The sequence below is a fragment of the Streptomyces sp. NPDC043896 genome (assembly GCF_056435605.1).
Map to the genome: position 1 here is coordinate 357,647 of NZ_JBWKEE010000006.1, position 10,236 is coordinate 367,882.

Annotated in this window: 9 protein-coding genes; 5 read left to right on the top strand and 4 right to left on the bottom strand. The window is 71.3% G+C overall.

Annotation, left to right across the window (positions count from 1 at the left end; genetic code table 11):
* The first annotated feature begins 33 nt into the window (after positions 1 to 33).
* Positions 34 to 1,191, top strand: coding sequence for a mannose-6-phosphate isomerase, class I (gene manA, locus AC069X_RS11745; RefSeq protein ID WP_478727548.1), 1,158 nt, complete (start codon positions 34 to 36; stop codon positions 1,189 to 1,191).
* Between the two features lie 75 nt (positions 1,192 to 1,266).
* Entirely contained in the window at positions 1,267 to 2,202 is a 936-nt protein-coding gene (locus tag AC069X_RS11750; RefSeq protein WP_478727550.1) for a cation diffusion facilitator family transporter, read from the top strand.
* A 78-nt stretch (positions 2,203 to 2,280) separates the two neighbouring features.
* Here the strand turns inward: AC069X_RS11750 and lepB are convergent, their stop codons facing one another.
* Complete coding sequence (gene lepB, locus AC069X_RS11755; RefSeq protein WP_478727552.1) at positions 2,281 to 3,030, bottom strand: signal peptidase I; 750 nt, start codon at positions 3,028 to 3,030, stop codon at positions 2,281 to 2,283.
* 174 nt (positions 3,031 to 3,204) lie between these two features.
* Positions 3,205 to 5,268: a fructose-specific PTS transporter subunit EIIC gene (locus AC069X_RS11760; protein WP_478727554.1), complete on the bottom strand. Its 2,064-nt coding sequence runs from the start codon at positions 5,266 to 5,268 to the stop codon at positions 3,205 to 3,207.
* Between the two features lie 342 nt (positions 5,269 to 5,610).
* On the opposite strand from AC069X_RS11760, the gene ahcY reads away from it, so the two are divergent.
* A complete protein-coding gene (gene ahcY, locus AC069X_RS11765) occupies positions 5,611 to 7,047 on the top strand; it encodes an adenosylhomocysteinase (RefSeq protein ID WP_478727556.1) in 1,437 nt (478 codons plus the stop codon).
* 79 nt (positions 7,048 to 7,126) lie between these two features.
* The gene (locus AC069X_RS11770) at positions 7,127 to 7,771 is read left to right on the top strand and encodes a hypothetical protein (RefSeq protein ID WP_478727558.1); all 645 of its coding nucleotides are present in this window, start codon (positions 7,127 to 7,129) and stop codon (positions 7,769 to 7,771) included.
* On the opposite strand, the gene AC069X_RS11775 is transcribed toward AC069X_RS11770, so the two are convergent.
* Positions 7,772 to 8,695 carry an RDD family protein gene (locus AC069X_RS11775; protein WP_478727560.1) on the bottom strand — a complete coding sequence of 308 codons (924 nt, stop codon included), beginning with the start codon at positions 8,693 to 8,695 and terminating at the stop codon, positions 7,772 to 7,774. It lies immediately after the preceding gene.
* Positions 8,696 to 8,805: 110 nt separating this feature from the next.
* On the opposite strand from AC069X_RS11775, the gene AC069X_RS11780 reads away from it, so the two are divergent.
* Entirely contained in the window at positions 8,806 to 9,813 is a 1,008-nt protein-coding gene (locus AC069X_RS11780) for a stage II sporulation protein M (RefSeq protein WP_478727562.1), read from the top strand.
* A gap of 181 nt (positions 9,814 to 9,994) precedes the next feature.
* On the opposite strand, the gene AC069X_RS11785 is transcribed toward AC069X_RS11780, so the two are convergent.
* Positions 9,995 to 10,236 (bottom strand): hypothetical protein (locus tag AC069X_RS11785; RefSeq protein WP_478727564.1); only part of this gene is annotated, 242 nt, incomplete at its 5' end.

Genomic DNA, 10,236 nt, shown 5'->3' on the forward strand with positions numbered 1-10,236 from the left:
CGCACCGCATCCAGATCCAGGAAGACGACGACGATGGACCGCCTGACCAACACGATCCGCCCCTACGCGTGGGGATCCACCACCGCGATCCCGGCCCTCCTCGGAGTCGAGCCGACCGGTGAGCCCCAGGCCGAGATGTGGATGGGCGCCCACCCCGGAGCCCCTTCCCGCCTCGACCGCGGAGACGGCGAGACCACCCTGGCCGCCGTCATCGCCGCCGACCCCGAGGGCGAGCTCGGTTCCGCCGCCGTCGCCAAGTTCGGCCCCCGCCTGCCCTTCCTCCTGAAGGTCCTCGCGGCCGGCGCCCCCCTCTCCCTCCAGGTCCACCCCGACCTCGCGCAGGCCCGGGCCGGCTTCGAGGACGAGGAGCGCCGGGGCTTCCCGATCGACGCGGGCCACCGCAACTACAAGGACGCCAACCACAAGCCCGAGCTGATCTGCGCGCTCACCCCCTTCGACGGGCTGTGCGGCTTCCGCCCCCCGCAGGAGGCCGCGGACCTCCTCGAAGGCCTCGGCGTCGACTCCCTGAAGCCGTACGTCGACCTGCTGCGCGCCCACCCCGAAGAGGCGGCCCTGCGCGAGGTCCTCACCGCCGTCCTCACCGCCGACCGCGAGGAGATGGCCCGTACGGTCGCCGAGGCGGCCGCCGCCGCCGAGCGCCTCGGGGGCGCGTACGAGCCGTACGCGGGACTCGTCCACGACTACCCCGGCGACCCGGGCGTCATCGCGGCCATGCTCCTCAACCACGTCCGGCTCCAGCCCGGCGAGGCCATGTTCCTCGGCGCCGGCATCCCGCACGCCTACATCGACGGCCTCGGCGTCGAGCTCATGGCCAACTCGGACAACGTGCTGCGCTGCGGCCTGACGCCCAAGCACGTGGACGTCCCCGAGCTGCTCAAGGTCGTCGTGTTCGAGCCGAGCGCCCCCGGTGTCCTGCGCCCGGAGGGCGACGGCGAGGAGGTCTACGAGACCCCCATCGACGAATTCCGGCTCTCCCGCCACGTCCTGGCCCCCGGGGGCGCTCCGCGCGGCCTGCCCGACGACACCCCGCAGATCCTGCTGTGCACCGCCGGCGCGCCCCGCGTCGGCGAACTGGCCCTCGCCCCGGGCGAGTCGGTCTTCGTACCGGCGGGCGAAAAGACCGAACTGTCCGGTACCGGCACCGTCTTCCGGGCCACGGTCGTCATCTGACGGGGCGACGGCCGCACCGACAGCTGCAACAATGTGCGGCCGTAAGCCAGTGGCCAGGAAGGACACCCAGCAACCATGAGCGCGTCGGGCGGTACCAAGGCGATCGTGGCGGCACTCGCCGCCAACCTCGCCATCGCTGTAGCCAAGTTCGTGGCATTCCTCTTCAGCGGATCCTCGTCGATGCTCGCGGAAAGCGTCCACTCGGTCGCCGACTCCGGAAACCAGGGCCTGCTGCTCCTCGGCGGGAAGAAGGCCCAGCGCGAGGCGACCCCGCAACACCCCTTCGGGTACGGGCGCGAGCGCTACATCTACGCGTTCCTCGTCTCCATCGTGCTCTTCACCGTCGGCGGCATGTTCGCCATCTACGAGGGCTACGAGAAGATCCACGACCCGCACGAGATCGAGGCCTGGTACTGGCCCGTCGGCGTGCTCGTCTTCGCGATCATCGCGGAGAGCTTCTCCTTCCGCACCGCGATCAAGGAGTCCAACGAGAGCCGCGGCAGCCAGAGCTGGAAGCAGTTCATCAAGAGCGCCAAGGCCCCCGAACTGCCCGTCGTCCTGCTTGAGGACCTCGGCGCGCTCGTCGGCCTCGTCCTCGCCCTCGGCGGCGTCGGCCTGGCCCTGCTCACCGGCAACGGCGTCTGGGACGGCATCGGCACCCTCTGCATCGGCGTCCTGCTGATCGTCATCGCCGTCGTCCTGGCGCTGGAGACCAAGTCCCTGCTGCTGGGCGAGGCCGCCGGCACCGCCGAGGTCGAGAAGATCAAGGAAGCGCTCGTCGACGGGGACACCGTCACCGGCGTCATCCACATGCGCACCCTCCACCTCGGCCCCGAGGAACTCCTCGTCGCCGCCAAGATCGCCGTCCAGGCCGACGACACCGCGACCGAGGTGGCCAACGCCATCAACGCGGCCGAGGCCCGCATCCGGGCCTCCGTCCCGATCGCCCGCGTGATCTACCTGGAGCCGGACATCTACAACCCGGACGCCGCCAAGGCCGCCGGCCACTGACCGGCCCGCGCCCGCCGGGCGCACGCGAAGGCCCCCGCAGCCCGATGGCTGCGGGGGCCTTCGTACGTACGGTCCCCGCTACGCCTGCACGTCCGCGCGCTCGGCCGGCGCCCCCGCGCCCGCCTCCGCGCCCGCGTGCGCCGGCCCGCGCAGCTCCGGCGCCTTCGCCTGGACCGGAACGGCCGCCCGTACGGCCCGCCCGCGCACCCGCCGGGACACGAGGCCCAGCCCCGCGCCGACCGCCATCACCAGCGCGCCGGCCAGCTGCCCCCACACGGCCAGCTTCGCCATCGGGTACGTCACGACCTTCGCGGCGACCTTGCTCACCGGCACCGGGCCGTTGTTCGCGTACTGCGAGCCGTCCGAGTTCATCCGGTTGTCGGCCATCAGGAAGACGTGGCCCTTGGGCACCTTCACGTCGAAGGCCACCGCCGACGGGTTCTTCCACTGCTCCAGGTACGGCTCGTCGAGCGGCTCACCGTTCAGGACCAGGCGGTACTGGCCGGTGATCTTGCTGCTCGGCTTGTACCGGATGCGGTCCCCGCCGACGGCGACGACACGGTTCATCTGGGTCTTCTGCAGGGACCACGGAACGGAGGCGAGGACGATGTCGCCACGCCGCAGGCTGCGCTTGGCGACCGGCTCCAGGTAGATGCTCTCCCCGTTGGTGTAGGTCGGCGCCATCTGCCAGCCGACCGCCCTGCCCTCCGTGTACCGCGACGGCGGGTTCACGGCCTTCGCCACCGTCACCCCACCGAGGATGACCGCTCCGAGCACCAGCAGGACGATCGCCGCGATCCCGCGCCTGCGTCCTGGCCTGTGTTCCATTTCGTCCCTTCCGATATGCCTGCCTTGCATCGTAGGTCGACGCCGGAACGCCCCACGCCGCCGGGGCCCTGGTGTGCCAGGTCCGCACATACCGATTCGGACACTCCCCGAACGGCGCCGGGCCCCCGTACCGCAGGGGTACGGGGGCCCGGGCGCGCGCCGGCCGGACGGCGGCTACCGGATCTCGCTCAGCACCCCGAGGATCGCGGGCCCGTCCGGCGCCGACTGGAGCCGCGCGCGGAAGTCGCCGTCCATGAGCTTGCGCGAGAGCAGCGCCAGGATCCGCAGGTGCTCGTCCCCGGCAGCGGCCTCCGGCACCGCGATCATGAACACCAGCCGGGCCTTCGTACCGTCCAGCGCGCCCCACTCGATGCCCTCGGCGGACCGGGCGAAGCCGACCGTGGGACGGGCCACCGCGTCCGTCTTGGCGTGCGGGATCGCGATCGACTCCCCGAGGCCCGTCGTGCCCTGCGCCTCCCGGGCGAGGGCCACCCGTACGAGCTCGTCCACGTCCAGGACGTTCCCGGTGCCGGCCAGCATCCCCGCCATCTCGCGGATCGCCGCCTCCTTGGTGTCCGAGGCCAGCTCCGTGCTGACGGTCCGCCCGGTCAGGTACCCGGACAGCACCTCGGGCTCCGCGTCCCCGGCGGCAGCCGGAGCCGGCGCCGCCCCGGCACGCACGGCCGTCCCAGCGGCCGCGGTCCCGGCCGCTGGGGCGGCCGTGGCTCCGGCGCCCACACCGGCGAGCACCGGCTCCGGCACCGGGGCCCCGGCCGGAGCGGCCTTCCCGCCCCGGCGCTCCTTGATCTCGATCAGCGCGTTCGTCGTCAGGGCCGTGACCACCGTGCCGATGGCGATCGCGATCAGGAACCAGGCCACCCCGCTGACCGCGCCCAGCGCCGCCACGATCGGACCGCCGTGCGGCACGTGGTCGCCCACGCCCGCCACGCCCGCGATCGCACCGGCCACCGCGCCGCCCAGCATGTTCGCCGGGATCACGATCGCCGGCCGCGCCGCGGCGAAGGGGATCGCGCCCTCGGAGATCCCGAAGACGCCCATGAACAGCGCCGCCATGCCCGTGTCGCGCTCCTGCTCCGAGTACAGCTTGCGCCGCAGCAGCGTCGCCAGGCCCTGGCCCAGCGGCATCACCGGGATGGCGGCCGCGCACATGCCCATGACCGCGTAGTTCCCGGAGGCGATGAGCCCCGTACCGAAGAGGAAGGCCGTCTTGTTGACCGGACCGCCCATGTCGAAGGCGATCATCAGGCCGAGCAGCGCGCCGAGCAGGATCGCGCTGGTGCCGGTCATGCCGGACAGCCAGGAGGTCAGGCTCTCGAAGACCCAGGAGATCGGCTTGCCGATGACGTAGATGAAGAACAGGCCGAGCGCCGTCGTGGCCACGATCGGGATCACGATGATCGGCATGATCGGCTGGACGACCTTCGGGACCTTGACCTTCTTGATCCACAGGACCAGGTAGCCGGCCAGGAAGCCCGTCACGATCGCGCCGATGAAGCCCGCACCCGACTTCGAGTCGTAGAGGGCGCCGGTGTTGGCGATGAACCCGCCGATCATGCCGGGCACCAGCGCCGGCCGGTCGCCGATGGCGTACGCGATGTAGCCGGACAGGATCGGGATCATCAGGGTGAAGCCGAGGACGCCGATCTGGAAGAGGTGGTCCCAGAAGGTGCCCGGGGTCGTCGCGTACCCCTCGGCCGTGGCGTGGCCGCCCAGCGCCAGCGCGATGGCGATCAGCAGACCGCCGACCACCACGAAGGGGATCATGAACGAGACGCCGTTCATCAGCGCCTTGTACGCGAGGCTGCGCTCCTTGCCGCCGCCGCCGCCGTCCGCGCCGCCCGCCGGGGCCGCGCCCGTCTGCACCGGCGCGCTCCGCACGCGCTCGATCAGCTCCTTCGGCCGGTGGATGCCGTCGGCGACGCCGGTGGACAGGACCCGCTTGCCGGCGAAGCGCTCGCGGTCGACCTCCTTGTCGGCGGCGATGATGATGCCGTCCGCCTCTCTGACATCGTTGTCAGAGAGTACGTTCTCGGCCCCGATCGAGCCCTGGGTCTCCACCTTGATGTCCACGCCGAGCTCGGCGGCGGCCTGCTGGAGCTTCTCGGCGGCCATGTAGGTGTGCGCGATCCCCGTGGGACACGCCGTGACGGCGAGCAGCTTCAGGCGCTTGCCGCCGCTCGCGCCGCCGCCACCGGAAGGGCCGGCTGGACTGGTCACTTGAATCTCCTTCACGCCGTGGTCCGCGAGATCGCGCGTACGAACCGATCCACCGGCATCCTCCACCAGGTAAGCGGTGGATCAAAAGTCCGAAAGGCCCCGAACCTTCCGCCGGACGGCCCGAAAACGAGCCACGACTTGTTCCCGTCCCCACTGGGGACCGCTGCGCCGATCGGTGTAGATTCGTCATCAGTGTCAGGCGTCGCTGCTGATGGCGGTCGGGCGGTCCTCGTGACCGGCCGAGGGGAGAGAGGGCCCCGCGGCGGACTGTGCTCAGTGCACCGGCCAGCCCCGTGCACGGCCCAGCCGTACCCACCTCTCGACCCATGAGGAGCAGCACCCATGGACTTCAAGGTCGCCGACCTTTCCCTTGCCGCCTTCGGCCGCAAGGAGATCACCCTGGCCGAGCACGAGATGCCGGGTCTGATGTCGATCCGCAAGGAGTACGCCGAGGCGCAGCCGCTGGCCGGCGCCCGCATCACCGGTTCGCTGCACATGACCGTGCAGACGGCCGTCCTGATCGAGACCCTCGTCGCCCTCGGCGCCGAGGTCCGCTGGGCCTCCTGCAACATCTTCTCGACGCAGGACCACGCGGCCGCCGCCATCGCGGTCGGCCCGAACGGCACCCCCGAGAACCCGCAGGGCGTCCCGGTCTTCGCCTGGAAGGGCGAGACGCTGGAGGAGTACTGGTGGTGCACGGAGCAGGCGCTGACCTGGCCGAACACCCCCACCGGCGGCCCGAACATGATCCTCGACGACGGCGGTGACGCCACCCTCCTCGTCCACAAGGGCGTCGAGTTCGAGAAGGCCGGCGCCGCCCCGGACCCGTCCACCGCGGACTCCGAGGAATACGCCCACATCCTCACGCTCCTCAACCGCACCCTGGCCGAGTCCCCGCAGAAGTGGACGCAGCTCGCGTCCGAGATCCGCGGCGTGACCGAGGAGACCACCACCGGCGTCCACCGCCTCTACGAGATGATGGCCGAGGGCACCCTGCTGTTCCCGGCGATCAACGTGAACGACGCGGTGACGAAGTCGAAGTTCGACAACAAGTACGGCTGCCGGCACTCGCTGATCGACGGCATCAACCGCGCCACCGACGTGCTGATCGGCGGCAAGGTCGCGGTCGTGTGCGGTTACGGCGACGTCGGCAAGGGCTGCGCGGAGTCGCTGCGCGGCCAGGGCGCGCGGGTCATCGTCACCGAGATCGACCCGATCTGCGCGCTGCAGGCGGCGATGGACGGCTACCAGGTCGCCACCCTGGACGACGTGGTGGAGATCGCGGACATCTTCGTCACGACGACCGGCAACAAGGACATCATCATGGCCTCCGACATGGCCAGGATGAAGCACCAGGCGATCGTGGGCAACATCGGCCACTTCGACAACGAGATCGACATGGCCGGTCTGGCCAAGGTCGAGGGCATCGTCAAGGACGAGGTCAAGCCGCAGGTCCACACCTGGACGTTCCCCGACGGCAAGGTCCTGATCGTGCTGTCCGAGGGCCGCCTGCTCAACCTGGGCAACGCGACCGGCCACCCGTCGTTCGTGATGTCGAACTCCTTCGCGGACCAGACCCTGGCCCAGATCGAGCTCTTCACCAAGCAGTCCGAGTACCCGACCGACGTGTACGTGCTGCCCAAGCACCTGGACGAGAAGGTCGCCCGCCTCCACCTGGACGCGCTGGGCGTCAAGCTCACCACCCTGCGCCCGGAGCAGGCCGCGTACATCGGCGTCAAGGTCGAGGGCCCGTACAAGCCCGACCACTACCGCTACTGATCCCAGCGGATCCGCAGCACTCCAGGCAGGCCCCCGGCACCGCGCCGGGGGCCTGCCCCGTACCCAAGGACCCGACGCCATGCCCCGCGGCCGCTACTCGCTCCACGACCCGCACGACCACACGCCCCTCGGCGAGGAGCACTTCCACTGCGCCCCCGGACCCTCCGGCTGGCGCTACGTCGCCCAGCTGACCACTCCGGACGGCGAACACCGCGGCTCGCTCGACCTTGCCGTCGACGCACTCGGCCGCCCCATCCGGCTGGAGGCCAACGCCGCGAGCTGGCAGGTCCGGGGCGCCGCCATCGACGGCGTCACCTGGGTCCGCACCGACCCCACCGGAGCCGAAGCCACCGAGGGCAACGTCGCCGCCCCCGGCTTCACCGGCAGCTCCCCGGCCTTCCTCATCGCGACGGCCCGCCTGCTGCGCCTGACCCCCGGCGCCCCGGCGACCCGGATCCGGCTCGTCGCCCTGACCGACCCGGTCCTGGCCCCCCGTACGGTCGACCAGGCCTGGGCCCTGCTCTCACGCGCCGAGCACCCGACGGACAGCGGCCCGCTGGTGGTGGACGAGTACCAGGTCACCGCCCTGGACACGGGCGAGGTGCACACCGTGCACATCGCGGGCGACGTGGTCCTCTCCGCGCCCGGCATCGAACTCGAACACCTGGAGACCCCGCCGTCGTCGTTCGAGGACCCCGAGGAATCCGACGGCTTCGAGGACTAGCTAGCCGGGCGGCGCGAACCCGGTCCCGCGCGGGGGAGCCGGCGGAGCCACGGGCCGCGCGACGGGAACCACGGCGGGAGCGGGCGCGGGCGCGGCCACCGAGCCGGGCATCGGCACGGAGCCGACGGCGGGGAACGGGGCCGGCGCCGGAGCCGGCGCCGGAGCTGCGCCCGGGGCCTGGCCGAAGGCCCGGGCGGCGTCCCGCGACTGCCGCTCGTGCACCACCGCCATCAGGAACGCGGCGGCCGGGATCCCGGCCGGCGGCGGGGTCCCCGTCCGGGCCACCACGTCGTCAGCGAGCCGCACGGCCATCGCGGCACCCGTGTGCGGGTCCAGCTGGTTCATCCGCGTCAGGTACTGCCGGATCGCCAGCCACAGCCCGTCCGGCACCGCCGACAGGTCAAGCGCGGCGAACTGCCCGGCCAGCCACGGCGGCGGCGGGGGCACCGGCATCACCCGCGCCGCCGGCACCCGCTCCCGGATCACCAGCGTCCCCGCGAACACGTCCCCGAGCCGCCGCCCGCGCTCGGACATCAGCGAGGCGATGCACGCCACCGCCCCGAAGGTGATCAGCAGCTCCACGACCCCCATGGCCCCGCGCACCAGCGCGTGCCGGAACCGGATCGGCCCGCCGTCCTCCCGCACCACCCGCAGCCCGCAGGCCAGCTTCCCCAGCGAACGGCCGTGGCTCAGCGTCTCCACCGCGATCGGCACCCCGACCAGCACCAGCAGGAAGCTCGCCACCGCCACCGCGGCCTGCGCGGCGTCGTCGAGGTCCGAGGTCGCCCACACCAGAGCGACGGTCACCACCGCGTACCCGATGAAGTACACGACCAGGTCGAGCAGGACGGCCAGCGCCCGGCTCGGCAGCCGCGCCGGCCGCAGACCCAGGACGACCGCGTCCCCCGTCACCAGATCGCTCACCGAGTGCACCTTTCCCCGACCTGACCCGCCCCTGTCCACCCCAGTCTGCCAAGCTGACCGCAGGAGAAGTAAGCCGTATCGGGTGGCCAGGGGCAGGGGAGCGGTACCGGATGGATCTCGACGTCTTCGTGGCGGCCCACCAGACGGAGTGGGCCCGCCTGGAGCAGCTCCTCGGCCGCGGCCGGCGCCTCACCGGCGAGGAGGCCGACGAACTCGTCGCCCTCTACCAGCGCGCCTCCACGCACCTCTCCCTGATCCAGTCGAGCGCCCCCGACCCCGCGCTGACAGGCCGCCTCACCCAGCTCGTCGCCCGCGCCCGCTCCACCGTCACCGGAACCCGTCGCGCCGGCTGGCGCGACGCCGCCCGCTTCTTCACGGAGGGCTTCCCGGCGGCCGTCTACCGCAGCCGCCGCTGGTGGATACCCACCGCACTGCTCTCCACCGCCCTCGGCGTGCTCATCGGCTGGTGGATAGCCACCCACCCCGAGGTCCAGAGCGCCGTCGCCACCCCGGAGCACCTGAAGGAGCTGACCCGGCCGGGCGGCGGGTACGAGACCTACTACTCCAGCCACCCGGCGGCCTCCTTCGCCGCCCAGGTCTGGACGAACAACGCCCAGGCCGCCGCGGTCTGCCTGGTCCTCGGCGCCTTCCTCGGGCTCCCGGTCCTGTGGATCCTCTTCCTCAACATGGCGAACCTCGGAGTCGGGCTCGGCCTGATGACCTCGGCCGGCCGCCTCGACGTCTTCCTCGGCCTGATCCTCCCGCACGGCCTCCTGGAACTGACGGCCGTCTTCGTCGCCGCAGGGACGGGCCTGCGCCTCGGCTGGACGGTCATCGACCCGGGCCCCCGCACCCGCCGCACCGCCCTCGCGGAACAGGGCCGCGCCGCCCTGGGCATGGCCATCGGCCTGGCGGTGGTGCTCTTCGTCTCCGGCCTGATCGAGGGCTTCGTGACCCCGTCGGGCCTGCCCACCTGGGCCCGCATCACCATCGGCGTCGTCGCGGAGGCCGCCTTCCTCGTCTACGTCTACGTCCTGGGCGGCCGCGCCTCGCGCGCCGGGGAGGTGGGAGACGTGGAGGAGGCGGACCGCACCGCGACCCTCCCGACGGCGGCCTGATGTGCGTACAAGGCAGCTGAGCTGCTAGTCTCCTCGTCGTCCCGCAGACCGTTGACACGGCCGCTGTGGGGAGGTAGATTCGAACGGTTGCCTCGAACTGGACAAGTTCGGCAGTGATGGTTTAAAATCTTTCTCGCCCCCAATGGAATTGAATTCCCGTGGGGCACAGTCGACTCCTCATTCAGGAAGCCGAAGCCGGGAAATCCGGTGGAAAACTTCTGATAGAGTCGGAACTGCCGGAAAGGGAAAGCGCGAAAGCGCAGGACCTCGAAAGCACCGAGGAAATCGGACACGAAAGAGTCTGATAGAGTCGGAAACGCAAGAACACAGAACGAAAGCCCGGAGGAAAGCCCGAGAGGGTGAGTACGAAGGAAGCGTCCGTTCCTTGAGAACTCAACAGCGTGCCAAAAATCAACGCCAGAA

Bases quoted from the DNA above. Each gene is read 5' to 3' on its own strand.
- manA (WP_478727548.1), top strand. From the start codon at position 34: ATGGACCGCCTGACCAACACGATCCGCCCCTACGCGTGGGGATCCACC.
- AC069X_RS11750 (WP_478727550.1), top strand. From the start codon at position 1,267: ATGAGCGCGTCGGGCGGTACCAAGGCGATCGTGGCGGCACTCGCCGCC.
- lepB (WP_478727552.1), bottom strand. From the start codon at position 3,030: ATGGAACACAGGCCAGGACGCAGGCGCGGGATCGCGGCGATCGTCCTG.
- ahcY (WP_478727556.1), top strand. From the start codon at position 5,611: ATGGACTTCAAGGTCGCCGACCTTTCCCTTGCCGCCTTCGGCCGCAAG.
- AC069X_RS11770 (WP_478727558.1), top strand. From the start codon at position 7,127: ATGCCCCGCGGCCGCTACTCGCTCCACGACCCGCACGACCACACGCCC.
- AC069X_RS11780 (WP_478727562.1), top strand. From the start codon at position 8,806: ATGGATCTCGACGTCTTCGTGGCGGCCCACCAGACGGAGTGGGCCCGC.